The sequence below is a fragment of the Streptomyces sp. NPDC021562 genome (assembly GCF_040640875.1).
Taxonomy (GTDB): Bacteria; Actinomycetota; Actinomycetes; order Streptomycetales; family Streptomycetaceae; genus Streptomyces.
Genome location: NZ_JBFACN010000005.1, coordinates 18,963 through 35,270, shown reverse-complemented (window position 1 = coordinate 35,270; position 16,308 = coordinate 18,963). Strand labels below are relative to the sequence as shown.

Here is a 16,308-nt window from a genome sequence, read left to right as displayed (position 1 = left end):
TGCTCCTGCGGCCCTGTTTCAACCCCGCCCTTCCGCGTCCGGCGGGAAGGCCCGGCTCCTGGCATTGGCGGCGGCCACGGACGCACTCAGCCGCTCGGCGGAGGAGGCGACGTGCACCTTTGCCGGGTCGGCGTCCCACTCCCGGCCACCGCCGAGGGGCCGTAACTGGAGGTACGGGCCGACGTGCCCCATGACGACCCCGGTCCGGCCCGCACGCTCGTCGACAACGACCGTTCCGGCGGCCGGTGGGAGCGGGGTGGTCGTGTGCGGGCCCGGGAGGGGACTGGGTGGTGGCGCGGTCACCGGTCTGTGCCGCCGCCGGTTCCGTCGACGTCGCAGGAGCTCCGGTCGGCCACAGTCGCTGCGTCGCTTGCCTCCGCCGCGACGGTGAGCACTGCGGTCAGACGGCGGGCCGTGCTCAGGTTCACCCGGCCCAGCTCCAGGAGCGGACGGTGCAGGGCGGTCGTCGTGCAGGAGGCCAGGTCAGGCCCGAGGGACGGCAGGGTGATGCCGTGCAGGGCGAGGGCGGCGCTGAGTTCGTCGGAGACGGCGAGCGCGGAGGCGAGAGGGTTGTCCGGGAAAGGATAGGCGGCCGGGGCGGTTGGAAGTGCGCGCTCGGTTCGGCTGCGAAAGAGATGATTGCTGCTGTTCATGCTCACAGAGTGCCTATGTGACGCTACTCTGAGCAGATGTCGCTTGCCAGCAACGGAGTTGCGGGCAGCGAGCCGCACTCGGCCCCGCGGAGTCGGCGGGCGCGCACACGAACACCGCAAGGGGGCACAGCCGTTGGCCGGCCGGCAGAACCGCAACCACGACCTGGACCCGTACACCTCGCCGCGGACCTTCTTCGGCAGCGAACTCCGGCGGGCTCGCGAGGCCGCCGGCCTCTCCCAGGACCAACTCGGCGAGCGGGTCTTCTGCTCCGGCACGTACATCGGCCAGTTCGAGTCCGCGACCAGGCGCCCACAGCCGGACTTGTCCCGTCTCCTGGACGAGGTCCTGGGTACGGGCGAGCACTTCCAGCGGCTCTGCGAACTGGCCCGCAAGTCCAAGCACGCCGACTACTTCGCCGACGCCGCAGAGCTGGAGATACGCGCCAAGACGATCAGCGAGTACGCGCCGATGCTGGTGCCGGGGTTGTTGCAGACGGAGGCGTATGCGCGGGCGTTGATCAGTGCTGCCCAAAGATTCGAGTCGCACGAGGCGGTGGAGTCACTGGTACAGGCCCGACTGGAGCGTCAAGCCATCCTTGCTGATTCGACAGCTCCACTGCTGTGGATCGTTCTGCATGAAGCTGCACTGCGAGTGCGGGTGGGAAGTGCCCATGTCATGGCCGAGCAACTGACGCGCCTGGTCGCGACGGCTGGGGCCAATCGCAGAGTGCTGATCCAGGTGCTGCCCTTCGCGGCCGGTGCAGATGCCTTCCTCAACGGCACAACGATCTACATGACCTTCGCTGATGCGCCATCTGTGACGTATGCGGAGAGCGCGTACACAGGACAACTCATTGAGGAACCAGCGTTGGTTGCCCAGTACCAGAGGGCCTACGATCTGACGAAGGCCGCTTCGCTGTCGCCGGAAGCGTCCCTATCCCTGATCGAGTCGGCGGCGAAGGACTTCGCGAATCAATGATTCCCACGTCTGACCTGCACACAGTTACTTGGCGCAAGTCGTCCTACAGCAACGGCGATGGTGGCGCCTGCGTTGAGGTGGCTACCGGTGGCCTGGGCGTGGTGCCTCTCCGCGACAGCAAGATCCCGGCGGGCCCTGTTGTCTTCGTCTCCAGTGACGGGTGGTCAGCCTTCCTCGACGCCATCAAGGATGGGGCCGCCCCGTCTTGATCCTTCATTCGTCACCCTTCGTGCGAGCCCTGTCACTCAGCTGAGGGACAGGGCTTCGACGTGGTGCAATGGATGCTTGTGCGCCCTGTGGCGCCTCCGTGACAAAACACCTCAACTGTTGGCGGGCTCAGTGATTGACAGCGTGCGTCTACTCAAGGACCTGCAGAAGCAGGTGACCGAGGCGGAGAAGGACCTCCATGCTCAGCTCGGAGGGCTTCCTGAGGTCACAAAGCGCCTGCTCGCCGAACACGAGAGTGCTTTCAGGGTGGGCAGGACTTCGGTAGCGGCTTCCCGCTGGATCGGTGAACGGGTGACCCAGTCCGCAGTGGCGTGGGTGCTGGGAACGGTTTTTGTCCGCTTCTGCGAGGACAACTACCTCCTTCCCCTCCCGTTTCTAACCGGAGCATCAACCGCTCGCGAGACGCATGCACAGGAGCGGCACGGCCAGTTCATGGCTGAAAATCCGGCTCACACTCACCGGGATTGGCTTTTTGCGGCCTTCGAAGAAATTGGCTCTTCACCCGCCGGGCGACTTCTTTTTAATGAGCACAATCCCCTATATCAAATCCCTTTGTCGAATGAAGGTGCAAAGAAGCTGATTGACTTCTGGCGCCTTCACGAACAGGGTGATGGGGGTGGCACGAGCATCGTGCATGATTTTAGTGACGCTGAATGGGATACCAGATTCCTCGGCGATATTTACCAGGACCTTTCACAAGATGCGCAAGACAAATATGCCCTCTTTCAGACGCCGGAGTTTGTTGAAAAATTCATTCTCGACCGCACACTGAAAAAGGCGCTCACCCACGTCGGATACGACGCCATCAAGATGATCGATCCGACTTGCGGTTCCGGACACTTCCTCCTCGGGGCCTTCCGTCAGATTTTGAACGAGTGGGAGCGTAGAGCCCCTAGTGATGACGTACACACCCGGGTGGCGGGCGCCCTTGATGCAATTCACGGTGTTGATCTCAATCCGTTTGCGGTGGCTATTGCTCGATTCCGCCTATTGATCGCTGCATTGAAAGCAGCAAGTGTGACTAGTTTGCGGGAGGCGGCGAATTACGATTGGCCGCTTCACGTTGCGACAGGGGACGCCCTCCTTAAGTCCCAGCAAGGCAAGTTGTTTGATACAAGCGAGAGAGATCTCGAAGGCGGGGAAAGTTATGATTTCTGGTTTGAAACCGAGGATCTTGCCGAGCATTTGGATATTCTCGCGCCGGGACGTTATCACGTAGTGGTGGGTAATCCGCCATATATTGCGGTTAAAGAATCAGGCTTGAGGGATATTTACCGCAATCTATACAGGAACGTCTGCCATGGACGGTACACGCTTTCGGTGCCGTTCATGCAAAGATTCTTTGAGCTTGCGAAACGCGATGACACTGGTGTGGAGGCAGGCTACGTAGGGCAGATCACTTCCAGTGCCTTCATGAAGCGCGAGTTCGGCGAGAAGCTCGTCGAGGGTTTTCTGAAGAGTTCGGTAGACCTGACCGAGGTGGTGGACTCTTCCGGGGCTTATATCCCTCACCATGGCACCCCAACTGTAATTGTCGTGGGAAGAAATCGACCTGCTGCCAGCGGGGCAAAGAAAGTGCGCGCGGTGCGTGGGGTGCAGGGAGAGCCGGGAATCCCGGATAACCCTGCGCAAGGGCGTGTGTGGCGTGACATTGTCGAACGAATTGACGATCCCGGAAAGAGTGTTGGCGACTGGGTATCAGCTGACAACCTTGACCGGGAAAAATACTTCGGTAGGCACCCCTGGATTCTGGCCGATGGCGGAGTGGAAACGATCGACGAGATCGACGAGCATTCTGTCGGGAAACTTAAAAAAACATGGCGTGCAACAGTGGGTATCACATGCGTAACTGGAGAAGATGACCTATATCTTCTACCGAAGAACGGTGCTGTGCGTAGGATGGGGATTAAGAGATATCGGCCTCTAGTTTCCGGTGATGCTGTACGCGACTATCAGGCTCGCCCGGAATTTGATGCAATCTGGACCTATGATGCCGAGTTCAAGGTCACCCCTTTTTCAGATCTCAAGGATTCTGAAAAGTTCCTTTCGGGTGGCAGGAGTGTCATTCGGCATAGGAGGCGCTTTGGTACGCCGATGGTGGATCGTGGGCTAGCTTGGTATGAGTGGCAGGAGCTGTACTCGACAAAGCTTGAGACTCCTCTATCGATCACCTATGCAGAAGTGGCTACCCATAATCACTTCACCCTCGATCGGGATGCTAATCTTTTCAAGCAGACTGCCCCTGTAATTAAGCTTGCAGAGGGGTCTACCGAGCAAGACTATCTCAAGCTACTTGGCCTTCTTAATTCCTCCACCGCCTGCTTTTGGCTGAAGCAGATGTGCCACATCAAGCCCAGTAATGGGGTTGGGCGCGGTCTTGAATCGGAAAAATGGACAGTGTGGTCGCAATTCAACTCGACCAACGTCCAAGAGTTCCCTCTCCCTGAGCTGCACCCCCTCGGCCGCGCCACCGAACTGGACACCCTCGCCCAGCAGCTTGCTGCCGTAACCCCTTCCGCCGTCGCCGCAGACCCGGACAGTCCGCCGACGTCCGAAGCCTTGGCGCAGGCCAAGTCGGAATGGCACCGCATCCGTACCCGGATGATCGCTGTCCAGGAGGAGCTGGACTGGGAGGTCTACGGCATCTACGGGCTGCACGACGACCTCACCGCACCTGAAGATTCCCTCCCCGCCGAAGGACTCGACCTCGGACAGCGAGCCTTCGAAATCGACCTCGGCAAGCGCGTCAAGGAGCAGGGCGTCAAGACGGAGTGGTTCCGGCGCCACAGGTCCGAGATGATCAGCGAGATCCCGGTCGAGTGGCCCGAGGCGTACAAGGAGACGGTCCGGCGCCGACTCGACGCCATGAAGAACTCCTCCGTGATCGGGCTCATCGAGCGCCCCGAATACAAGCGGCGCTGGCTCACTGACAGCTGGGAAGACCAGCAGAAAGCCGCGCTCAAGGAGTGGCTGCTCGCGCGCGTGGAGCGCCGGGAGCTGTGGTACGAGACGGACTATGACGGGACGGAGCGTCCCCGCACCCGTTCCCTTCCCGAGCTCGTCGACGACCTCGCCCGTGACGACGACTTCGGGGCCGTCGCCGCACTCTACGCGCCCGGCGAGGAGCTGTCGGTGATCGTCCCCAAGCTGGTTGAGGACCAGCACGTGCCCTTCCTGGCCGCCCTGCGCTATACGGAGACGGCCCACAAGAAGAAGCGCGAGGTTTGGGAGCACGTCTGGGACCGGCAGCGGGAAGAGGACGCGGCCACCGCCGCCGGGGACCACCGGAAAGCGTTGGAGATCAGGGACGGTACTCCTGTGCCGCCGAAGTACACGACGGCAGATTTCCGCAAGGCCTCCTATGCTGCCCAACGCGGTGGTCTGGACGTGCCCAAGGAGCGGTTCATCTCCTACAGCCGTACCCTCAGCCCGGCGATCGAGGTCCTGGGCTGGGGCGGCTGGGACCACCTGGAGCAGGCCACTGCCCTCACCGAGACCATCGAGGCCCGTACGACCTCCGGCAACTGGGAGCGGGAGGACTTTATCCCCTACCTCGCCGGTCTGCTGGAGCTGCTGCCGTGGCTGAGGCAGTGGCATCCCGAGGACGCCGGCATGTTCGAGGAGGCGCTGCTGGACTGGCAGCGGGAGGAGGCGTTCGCGGTCACCGACGAGGAGCTGCGTGCCTGGCGCCCACGCAAGGCAGCGAAGAAGGCCACGGCCAAGCCCGCCGGGAGGAAGAGGAAGACGAAGGGGGACGCGGCCGCCGACCTGGCGGAACCCGGTGGCCAGCAGGAGTAGCCAGCCCTTCGCAGGCCACGTCGGGGCCAGAATGCCCCACCCCCGCCCCGCCCACCTCCGCAAACCCGGCAGATCCATGCCCCCCGCACGTTACGCTGGGGCGTTCGGGTGACGCGGGCCGGGCGGGTCCGGGGTCCGGTGTGCCGTGCGCGGTCGTACGGCAGGCAGGACGCCGATCCGTGTCCGGTGCGTGCACACCCGGTGACAGGGGCGGACGGCCCGGCGAGCGGCGGCAACGCGGCTCGCGTCGGCCAGAGCGGTCGAGCGGGTCACAACGGGACACACGAGGAGTACGCGATGGCACACCCCACTCAGCCACTGCTGCGTGAGGTCATCGACATCCCGACAACCATCAGCCACGAGAGTTTCGTCCTGAAGCTCACCGAGGCGCTGGGCAGCGACGAAGAGCTCTCGAAGGCGCTGGACGCGTACGTCCTCACCGACAACCTCGTCGACAGGTTCGGGATGGCCCTGTCCGTCATCGAGGCCGCGCTGACCAGCGGCAGCTCCAAGGCCGCCTACCTCCACGGCTCCTTCGGTTCCGGTAAGTCGCACTTCATGGCGGTGCTGGCCGCGCTGCTCGGCATCCAGGAGCAGGCGGCGCTCCGGGTGCGAGGCGAAGAGAAGTTCGCCGGGGCCATGCGCGAGCACGCCTGGCTGCACAACACGAAGTTCCTGCTGCTGCCCTTCCACATGCTCGACGGCAAATCCCTCGAGCAGAAGGTGCTCGGCGGTTACGTGGAGCACATCCGCCGCCTGCACGAGGACGCCCCGATCCCGCAGGTCTACCGCACGGACGCGCTCTTCGAGAACATCCGCAGCCACCGGGCGCGGATGGGCGACGAGGCGTTCATCGACGGCCTGCCGGGCGGGGACGCCGAGGACAAGTGGGGCGACTCGGTCTTCTGGACGTCCGAGAAGCTGGACACCGCACTCGCCGCCGAGCAGGTGGACGAGGACACCCTCAACGAGGTGGACCCGCAGTGGCACCGCGAGCCCGTCACCCCCGGCGGGCTGCGTGCCAAGCTGGTCTCCGACGCGCTCAGCACCTGGTTCACGGGGCTCTTCCAGGACGCAGCCGAGGACCGGCAGGCGTTCGTGTCCCTCGACCGGGGTCTCGGCATCATCGCCGCGCACGCGAAGTCCCTCGGGTACGACGCGCTCGTCCTCTTCCTCGACGAGCTGATCCTGTGGCTCGCCAACCACATCCGGGACGAGCAGTTCGTCTCCGAACAGGCCGCCAAGATCACCAACTTCGTGGAGGGCAGCGACGCCCGCCGCGCCATCCCGGTGATCTCCTTCATCGCCCGTCAGCGCGATCTGCGGGATCTGGTCGGCGACGAGGCCGTGCTCGGCTCGGCCGAGGTGTCCATCCAGGACACCCTCTCCCTGGCCGACGACCGGTTCCGCACGATCCCGCTGCCCGACAGCGACCTGCCGGCGATCGCGCACGCCCGGCTGCTGGAGCCCCGCAAGGACGTGCCCGACGCGCAGGCCCGCATCGATCAGGCCTTCGCCAACATCAAGCGCGTCAAGCCCGACGTGTGGGACGCGCTGCTGGGCGACAGCAAGGACGTGACGACAGCGGACGAGGACGCCTTCCGCAGGGCCTTCCCGTTCTCGCCGGCCTTCATGGACACCCTGGTGCGGGTCGCCGAGGCGCTGTCCCGTTCCCGCACCGGCCTGAAGCTCATGGGCCAGATGCTGTCCGACAACCGCGACACCCTCCGCCTCGGTCAGCTCGTGCCCCTCGGTGACCTGTACGAGGTGCTGTACCGGGGCGGCAGCGACCCGTTCACCCAGACCCTGCGGGAGCAGTTCCGGTCCGCCCAGGAGCTGTACCGGAACAAGCTTCAGCCGTACCTGCTGGGCCGGCACGAGATCACCCCGGACGACATCGACGCGTACCGTCGCGACCCGGACGGAGTCGAACCTGAGGTACGCACCCGGGTGGAGTCCTTCATCGCCGACAACCGCCTCATCGGCACCCTGCTGCTGTCCGCCCTCGTGCCGTCCGTCCCCGCTTTCCAGAACCTCACCGTCAAGCGGCTCACCGCGCTCAACCACGGTGTCGTCACCTCCCGGGTCCGCGGCTTCGAGGCCAAGGAGGTCGCCAAGAAGGCCAAGGAGTGGGCCGACGAGTTCGGCGAGATCAAGTACACGGAAGGGCCCGACGCCGGCATCTCGCTGGAACTGGTCGGGGTCGACTACGAGTCGGTGATCACCCGCGCCCAGACCAACAACAACCCGTCCAACCGCCGCGGGCTCCTCAAGCGCATGCTGTGGGAGGAGCTGGGGGTGAGCGAAGGCCAGCTCGACGACCAGCTCAACCTGTCCTGGCGCGGCTCCAAGCGGTCCGCCGAGGTCCTCTTCGGCAACCTCGCCGACGCCAACACCCTGGACGACGACAAGGTCAAACCGCGCCAGCCCGGCAACTGGCGACTCATCGTCGACATGCCCTTCGACGACGTCTACGGCGAGGCCGAGGACCGCGACCGCATCATGCGGCTCAAGAACCTCCCCGACCACGACGAGATCCGCACCATCGGCTGGATCCCCGCGCACTTCACGCACGCCATGTATCTGAAGTTCCAGCGGCTGGTCATCATCGACTACGTCCTCAACGGACAGCGCTTCGAGTCCTACGCCGGACACCTCAGCCCCAACGACCGGGAACGCGCCAAGGACGCCCTGCGCAACCAGCACCGCCGCCTGTCCAGCACCGTACGGAACGCCCTCAAGCAGGCCTACGGCCTTCTGCCGAAGGACCCGGCGGTCGTCGGCGGCTACGACGAGCACATCCTGGCCGTCCCCGACATGCAGGGGATCGTCCTGGAGTACAACCAGCCGCTGTACGACGCGGCGCGGCGCATCATCTCCCACGCCCTCGCCCACCAGTACCCGGCCCACCCCGACTTCGACCCGCAGAACGAGCAGCTGTCGGTGCGGACGGCCGACGTCAAGACCGTCTTCGCCTACCTGCGCACCGCATCCGACGAAGGCACCGACGTCGTCGAGATCCGCCCGAAGGACCGCCCGCTGATGGCCCGCATCGCGGGGCAGAAGGGCCTGAAGCTGGGCACCATGTTCGAGGCCCGCTTTCAGCTCGGCCGGCACTGGGAGGAGCACTTCGGGCAGAAGGCGGGCACCGCCTACGACGACAAGGACATCCCCGTCCGCACCCTCCTCGACTGGATCGACGAGCCCCTCGCCTACGGCCTCGACCCGGTGCTCGCCAACCTGGTGCTGTGCGCCTACGCCGAACGCACCGACCGGGTGTGGACCTACCACAACGGACCCGTCGCGGTCGCCGACCCCACCGCCCTCAAGAGCGTCTACAGCTTGCGGGCCCAGGAACGCCCCACCGAGGAGACGTGGAACGAGGCCGTCGAACGCGCGGCCCGCATCTTCGGTGAAGCCCCGCTGTCGCCGATGCGCCGGGCCCGCATCATCGCCGAGTTCAGCGACCGCGTTCGCGAGCGGGCCGTACAGCTGCGCACCGCCGCGAGGAAGCTCGTCGACGAGCTGGAGAAGCACGTCGGCTACCTCGGCCTTGACACGGAGAACGACGAGGGCCGACTCGGCACCGCGCGCCGGGCAGCCGTCCTCGTCGACGACCTCGCCGACGCCGACCGGCACGACCCGCTCGCCGTCGTCACCCTGCTCGCCGGTGCCGACGCCGGTGACCGGGCAGGACAGGAGCGGATCGGGAAGTCCTTGTCGAGCGCGTCCGCCGTCATCAGCGCGCTGGCGGGCGTCCCCTGGAACAGTGTTTACGACATGGCCCGCGACGTGCGCGAACCGTACGCCACAGAGACCCGCGCCGTACTCGACTCCCTGCACGGCACGGCACGGGCGGACGAGAACACGGCCGTCCTCGGCACCGCGCTGGAGAAGGCGACCCGGGAACTCACCGCGATCCTGCGCCGCGCCAACGCCGCACAGACCCCGCCGCCCGCGCCTCCCACCATCCCGCAGCCCGGCCCCGCGCCGGTTCCCTCCCCCGCCCGCTTCCCCCTGGACGACCACAGCACCCCGGGCCGTAACGGTGACGGCATGTCCGCCACCGTCCCGGAGCAGCCGCACGGACAGTACGAGGCGCAGGCCACCGACGTCGTCGACCGGCTGCGGACGGAACTCGCCGAAGTGACCCAAGCCCACCCGCACGTTCGCGTCCAGGTCACGTGGCAGGTGATCGACCAGCCGTGAGCACCAACAGCACCACTGCTCCGCCCCCCGGCCATGGCACCGGGCAGCCCCGTCCCAGGCCCGCACACCCAGCCGCGGTCGTCCAGGTACTGGAAGCCCGTTCCTTCACGGAGGGCGAGCCCCGCATCGTCCTCATCCGGGCCGAGCCGCACTGGAACGGGCCCCGCCTGCTGCCGCTCGGCGGCGGCCGGACTGCGCACATCGCCACCGCGGTGTCACCGCTCGCCGTGCTGGACACCCTCGCCGCATGGCAGCAGACCGAAACCGGTGAGCGGGACGTGCTCGCCGTCCTCACCGACGTCGAGGAAGCCGACCTCGGCCCCGGCCTGCTCGCCCGCGTCTACCGCAACCGGGTCTACCCCATAGAGCCCTGGGCCGTCGTCCGCCGCCTCTTCGGCGCCGTGGACCTCGACCCCCGCCTGACCGCCGAGGGCTGGGCGGCCGAGGCCCTCATCGACGCCGCAGGCCAGGAGAGCTGGCCCAAAACCCCCGGCACGGTCCTCTCCCGCGACACCGCCCTGTCCCGGCTCGCCGCCGGGCGGTTGTCCACCGCCGCCCACCGCCTCGACCCCGACCGGCTGGACCTGCACGCTCTGATGGCCTGGTCCCTCGCACCCGGTGCCGTCGAACGCGTCGCCTCCCTCCGTGACCAGGAACGGCGCGGACTCGCGTCCTGGCTCGCCGACGCCACTCGCGTCGGCCTTCGGGCACACCAGGCACTCACCGCCCTGTTCGCGCTCTTCGAAGCGGGCAACGGCGCGGACGCGGTGCCCATGGGACTGGTGTGCGCCGCTCTCTGGGGTGAAAAAGCACCGGCCGGAGTGGAACGCGCCCGCGGCCGCGCGGAGCTGAAGTTCGGCGGCCGACGGCTCGACGACGACAGTTTCGCCGCCTTCGGCGCCGAGACCGAGGACTACGTCCGGGTCCTTCTGACCGTCCGCTCCGCGGGCGTGACCGAGGACGAACCGGTGCTGCCGGGACCCGATCCCCGCGTCCTCATGGCCCGCGCCGATGTGCTCATCCGTGAGATGGGAGCGGAGGACGCAGCTGCCGCCAGCGACCTGCTCGAAACCGGGCAGCGGGCGCGCTACGGAGCCGTCGCCCGCGCACTCGCCGCTTGCGTCCCCTCCGACCCCGGCAAGGCACCGGCCGAGCGGTGCATCCGCGACTTGAAGCGCGCCGTCGAACGCCTGACCGGGCACGAGCTGTCCCGGCTGGCGAGCCACCGCGCGACCATGACCCGGATCCGCATGGCGCAGCGTCTCGTGCTCTGGCTCGCCCAGCCTCCGGCCCCGGGATTCACGACGGCAGCCGAGGCGGTGCAGCAGCACATCACCACCTACGGATGGGTCGACCTCGCCCACGGCTGGATCACCGACGGCGACCACGCCCACGCGGAACTGCCCGGCGCACTCGCCGCGCTGAGCGCCGCCGTACGGGCCCGGCGTCACACTCTCGACGAGGCGTTCGCCGCCCGCCTCGCCGAGGAGACCCGCAGCGGCGTCGCACCGCGGGAGGCCCTCGTCGTGGAGGACTTCGCCCGCCGTGTCCTGGCACCGGTTGTCAAGCCCGCCCGCCAGTCGGGCGCCGGAAGTCCCCCGCTCCTCCTCGTTGTGCTCGACGGGGCGAGTGCCGCCGTGGCCGCGGCCCTCGCGGAGGAACTGCGCACACGGTCCTGGGCGGAATACGACCCGGTGCCCGATACCGCGGGAGACGGGCAACGGCGCGGCATGCTCGCCGCGTTGCCCACGATCACGCGGGCCTCCCGCGGTTCGCTCTTCGCCGGTGAACTCACCGAGATCGACCAGCAGGAGGAGCGCAGACGTTTCGCGGCACACCGTTTCTGGGGCGGAGCGAACGTCCAGCTCTTCCACAAGGCCGATCTGAGAGGAGACTCAGGACACGCCCTCGGCAGCGAACTGACCGAGGCACTCGCCGACCCCGACACCCACGTCGCCGTCGTCGTCAACACCATCGACGACCGTCTCGGCGAGGACCGGGCGATGTCCCACTGGCAGCTGAACGAACTCCTCGGCATGGAACAACTGCTGGCCCAGGCCCGCACCACTGGCCGTGCCCTGGTCATCACCGCCGACCACGGACACGTCATCGATCACGGCACCGACAAGGAGAACGTCCCCGACGCACTCTCCGCACGGCACCGCAGGGGCACCACACCCGCGGGCCGCGGCGAAGCCGTCCTCACCGGACGGCGCGTCGTCGCCGAAGGACAGCGCATCACCGCCCTGTGGGACACCGGACTGCGCTACGGGAACCGGCAGGCCGGATACCACGGCGGCGTCGCCCTCGCCGAAGCCGCCATCCCCGTGCTGGCCTTCGTCCCCCATGGCGCGCCCGTCCCCAAGGGGTGGCGGGAACTCGGCCCCCAGCGGCCGTCCTGGTGGTCTCTGCAAAAGGACGCCGTTCCTGGCCCGCCGGTCCTGTCCGTGAAGGCCCCCAGCAGCACATCCGTAACCAAACGCACGCCCTCGGCCGCCGTTCTGCGAAAGAGGGAAGAACAGCAGGCCGCCGAACGCGAGACTGGCCAGGGAGCGCTGATGTCGTTCGACGAGATCAGCACAGCCAAGCCGGCCGAGGCCGCCGGACCTCCCCAACCCACCCCTGCCTCGGCCACCGAACAGCTCATCGAGGCGCTGCGCGCATCCGACATCATGAGCGCCCAGCTCGGCTCACTGCCGCGCCCCGAGGGCTTCGACACCGTCGCCAAGGCCGTCCAGGCCCTCCTCGACGCCCACGGCATCCTGCCGATCACCGTGGTCGCGGAACGGGCCGGGAAACGCGCGACGCGCGCCACCGGCTTCGCCGCCACACTGCAACGCGTGCTCAACTACGACCAGGCGGAGGTCCTCACCCTCACCGACAACGCCCGCTCCCTACGGCTCGACGTACCGCTGCTGCGACGGCAGTTCCGCCTCGGCACGACAGACGGAGCCCGGACGTGACATCACAGGGACTGAGCCCTGACCGGCGTCTCCGGCTCATCGACGCACTGCGCCGAGGCGCCGTACCCGAGACAGGCCTCGGGCTCCTAGCCGTGGGTCTCGGCCGCTTCGAAGCCGCCGTCGACGCGGAACTCGACGCGGTCACCACCGGGTCGGCCGTCTTCAAAGCCGTACGGGGCGAATACGGCTCGGGCAAGACCTTTTTCACACGCTGGCTCGCCGAACGCGCCAAGCAGCGCAACTTCGCCGTCGCCGAAGTGCAGGTCTCCGAGAACGAGACACCCCTGCACAAACTGGAGACCGTGTACCGTCGGCTCACCGAACGCCTCGCCACCAGCACCTTCCCACCCAGCGCCTTCAGGCCGGTCGTCGATGCCTGGTTCTACGCCTTGGAGGAGGACGCACTCGCCGCCGGCGCCACCGACGACGAACTGCCGCAAGCCGTGGACAGCCTACTCACCGCCCGCCTCGCCGAGGTCTCCCGCGTCGCGCCGGCATTCGCCACGGCCCTGCGCGGCTACCGGCGCGCCCAGGACACGGGTGACGACGCCACCGCCGACTCCGTCCTCGCCTGGCTCGGCGGACAGCCCCACGTCGCCGCGGCGGCCCGCAGAAGCGCCGGCGTCCGCGGCGACTTGGACCACTTCGGAGCCCTCGGCTTCCTACAGGGCCTGCTGACCGTCCTCAAGGACTCCGGTCATCCCGGGCTGCTCCTGGTCCTCGACGAGGTCGAGACACTGCAGCGGGTCCGGTCGGACGCCCGGGACAAGGCACTCAACGCGCTGCGCCAGCTCATCGACGAGGTGCATTCCGGCCGGTTCCCCGGCCTCTACCTCCTCATCACCGGCACGCCCGCCTTCTTCGAAGGACCACAGGGCGTCCAGCGGCTGGCTCCGCTCGCACAGCGACTGTCCACCGACTTCACCACGGACGCCCGCTTCGACAACCCGCGTGCCGTGCAGCTCAGACTCCCCGGCTTCACCGTCGCTTCTCTGACCGAACTCGGCGGGAGAGTGCGGGACCTCTACGCCTCGGGCATCGAAGGAAACGCCGCCGAACGGGTACGGAGCGTCGTCGACGACTCCTACGTGACCGATCTCGCGTGCGCCGTGGCAGGCAGTCTGGGCGGCAGGGTCGGCATTGCACCGCGGCTCTTCCTGAAAAAGCTCGTAGGCGACGTCCTCGATCGCGTGGAACAGTTCGAAGACTTCGATCCCCGCAGTCACTATGCGCTCACGGTCGCGGCAGCCGAACTCACCGATACCGAGAGGAACGCCGTGGCAGGCTCGGCCGACGACGTCGAACTCCCCCTGTGAGGCGCCCGTGAACGACAGCAACACCCCGGGCGCGGTCGACCGGCTCCACCCCATCGTCCTGCACCACATAGTCAACACGCTCGGCTGGCCCGATCTGCGGCCCCTCCAGAAGGCCGCCGTTCACCCCGTCATGGACGGCGTGGACGCATTGCTCCTAGCCCCCACAGCTGGCGGCAAGACCGAAGCCGTCACCTTCCCGCTGCTGTCCAGGATGGCCGGGGCAAAGTGGACGGGAACCTCGGTCCTCTACGTGTGCCCAATCAAGGCACTGCTCAACAATCTGCTGCCGCGCCTCGAGAGCTACACCTCCTGGCTCGGCCGCTCCGCCGCCCTCTGGCACGGCGACGTCTCGCAGACCCGACGCAAGCGCATCCTGTGGGAACGGCCCGACATCCTGCTGACCACTCCGGAATCGCTGGAATCGATGCTGGTCAGCGCAAACGTCGATCACCGAGCCTTCTTCTCCGGGCTGCGGACGGTCGTCGTGGACGAGGTCCACGCCTTCGCAGGCGACGATCGGGGCTGGCATCTCCTTGCCGTGCTGGAACGCCTGGAACGGGTCGCCGGCCATCCGGTGCAGCGGATCGGGCTCTCTGCGACCGTGGGCAACCCCCCGCAGCTCCTGGCCTGGCTGCAAGGCTCCAGCGCCGCAAAACGACCGTCAGAGGTTGTTGCGGTCAGCGGCCCCGAGCCGACGGCTGCCGCCCCGCCGCCCGGCGACATCCAGCTCGACTACGTGGGCTCCCTGGAGAACGCCGCCACCGTCATCGCCTCACTCCACCGAGGGGAGAAACGACTGGTCTTCTGCGAGAGCCGGAGGCACGTCGAAAAGCTCGGCGAGCGTCTGCGCGCCAAGGGCGTGACCACGTTTCTATCGCACGCCTCCCTAGCGGCAGAAGAGCGCCGACGCGCCGAGGAAGCGTTCAGCGAGGCCCGTGACTGTGTCATCGTCTCCACCAGCACCCTCGAACTCGGTATCGACGTGGGTGACCTCGATCGAGTCATACAGATCGACGCACCGCCCACCGTGGCGTCCTTCCTCCAACGCCTCGGCCGAACCGGCAGACGGCCCGGGTCCCTGCGCAACTGCCTCTTCCTCACCCTTGACGAGGACGGTCTGCTCGCTGCTGCGGCTCTGCTCCTGCAATGGTCACGGGGTTGGGTTGAACCAGTGGTGGCCCCGCCCGAACCCCGGCACATCGTCGCCCAGCAGGTACTCGCCCTCTGCCTTCAGGAAAACACTGTCGGAGAGCACCTCTGGCAGGAATGGTGGGGCGGGCTGGGCCCCTTCGGGCCCCCGGCCGAACCGATCGTGAAACATCTGATCGACGAGGGCTACCTCGAACGAGACGGTGACATGTTGTTCATCGGCTCCGAGGCGGAGCAGCGCTTCGGCTACCGGCACTTCATGGACCTGACAGCGGTTTTCACGACGGCACCAGAATTCACCGTCCTCTTCGGCCGTAAGGAGATCGGATCCACCGACCCGGCACTGCTGACCGAGAAGGTCGCCGGACCTCGACGCCTCCTGCTGGCAGGCCGCAGCTGGCAGGTCACCTACATCGACTGGTCCAGGCGCCGGTGCTTCGTCGAACCCGTGGAGACCGGAGGAAAGGCACGGTGGGCAAGAGCGGGCTTCGCCAGGGGCGCCTCGTACGAACTCACACGCGCAATACGCGAAGTCCTCCTCGGCTCCACCCCACCCGTGACGCTGACACGCCGTGCACACGACGCCCTGGCCGCTGCCCGGGAAGACGCCGGGGAGCGGGTGCACCCAGGGGGGACCGTCGTCGTTCGCGGTGGTCCCGACACCGGTGTGCGCTGGTGGACCTGGGCTGGGCAGCGAGCGAACGCCACGCTCGCAGCCACCCTCAGTGAGATCGCCGACCCTCTCCAGTACCCCACGGACGCCTGCATCCGCCTCCGAGAGGACCTGACAGCGGAGCAATGGCGGCGGGCTAAATCTCGCGCGGCGGCACACTTGAGCCTCCCCGTCGTGGACCCCGGTGCGTTGCGAGGGATGAAATTCAGCGTGGCCCTGCCGGAGCGCCTCGCTACCGCCACAATGGCCGCGCGTCTGGCAGATCCGGGGGTGGCCTCTGCGGTACTCGCCGAGCCGGCCCGCTTCTCGAGCCTGCCGTCTTGACGTACGGGTCTTCGGG

Annotated in this window: 9 protein-coding genes; 7 read left to right on the top strand and 2 right to left on the bottom strand. The window is 67.1% G+C overall.

Annotated features, from left to right (window positions below):
- Positions 1 to 18: 18 nt before the first annotated feature.
- Together AB0G52_RS09115 and AB0G52_RS09110 are read right to left on the bottom strand one after the other, a co-directional pair.
- Positions 19 to 303 carry a hypothetical protein gene (locus AB0G52_RS09115; RefSeq protein WP_361335198.1) on the bottom strand — a complete coding sequence of 95 codons (285 nt, stop codon included), beginning with the start codon at positions 301 to 303 and terminating at the stop codon, positions 19 to 21.
- Positions 300 to 653 carry a hypothetical protein gene (locus AB0G52_RS09110; protein ID WP_361335195.1) on the bottom strand — a complete coding sequence of 118 codons (354 nt, stop codon included), beginning with the start codon at positions 651 to 653 and terminating at the stop codon, positions 300 to 302. The genes AB0G52_RS09115 and AB0G52_RS09110 overlap by 4 nt, the downstream gene beginning before the upstream one ends.
- A 133-nt stretch (positions 654 to 786) precedes the next feature.
- On the opposite strand from AB0G52_RS09110, the gene AB0G52_RS09105 reads away from it, so the two are divergent.
- The 7 genes from AB0G52_RS09105 to AB0G52_RS09075 all read left to right on the top strand — a co-directional run bounded on the left by AB0G52_RS09105 (position 787) and on the right by AB0G52_RS09075 (position 16,292).
- Positions 787 to 1,632, top strand: a complete 846-nt coding sequence (locus tag AB0G52_RS09105; RefSeq protein ID WP_361335192.1) for a helix-turn-helix transcriptional regulator — start codon at positions 787 to 789, stop codon at positions 1,630 to 1,632.
- A complete protein-coding gene (locus AB0G52_RS09100) occupies positions 1,629 to 1,841 on the top strand; it encodes a DUF397 domain-containing protein (RefSeq protein ID WP_361335189.1) in 213 nt (70 codons plus the stop codon). Before AB0G52_RS09105 ends, AB0G52_RS09100 begins: the two co-directional genes overlap by 4 nt.
- A 142-nt stretch (positions 1,842 to 1,983) precedes the next feature.
- Positions 1,984 to 5,658, top strand: a complete 3,675-nt coding sequence (pglX, locus tag AB0G52_RS09095; protein WP_361335186.1) for a BREX-2 system adenine-specific DNA-methyltransferase PglX — start codon at positions 1,984 to 1,986, stop codon at positions 5,656 to 5,658.
- 297 nt (positions 5,659 to 5,955) lie between these two features.
- Positions 5,956 to 9,867 carry a phage resistance protein gene (locus AB0G52_RS09090; protein WP_361335183.1) on the top strand — a complete coding sequence of 1,304 codons (3,912 nt, stop codon included), beginning with the start codon at positions 5,956 to 5,958 and terminating at the stop codon, positions 9,865 to 9,867.
- The gene (gene pglZ / locus AB0G52_RS09085) at positions 9,864 to 12,830 is read left to right on the top strand and encodes a BREX-2 system phosphatase PglZ (protein WP_361335180.1); all 2,967 of its coding nucleotides are present in this window, start codon (positions 9,864 to 9,866) and stop codon (positions 12,828 to 12,830) included. Before AB0G52_RS09090 ends, pglZ begins: the two co-directional genes overlap by 4 nt.
- Positions 12,827 to 14,146, top strand: a complete 1,320-nt coding sequence (gene brxD / locus AB0G52_RS09080; protein WP_361335177.1) for a BREX system ATP-binding protein BrxD — start codon at positions 12,827 to 12,829, stop codon at positions 14,144 to 14,146. Before pglZ ends, brxD begins: the two co-directional genes overlap by 4 nt.
- A gap of 7 nt (positions 14,147 to 14,153) precedes the next feature.
- Complete coding sequence (locus AB0G52_RS09075; protein WP_361335174.1) at positions 14,154 to 16,292, top strand: DEAD/DEAH box helicase; 2,139 nt, start codon at positions 14,154 to 14,156, stop codon at positions 16,290 to 16,292.
- The last annotated feature ends 16 nt before the right edge of the window (positions 16,293 to 16,308 follow it).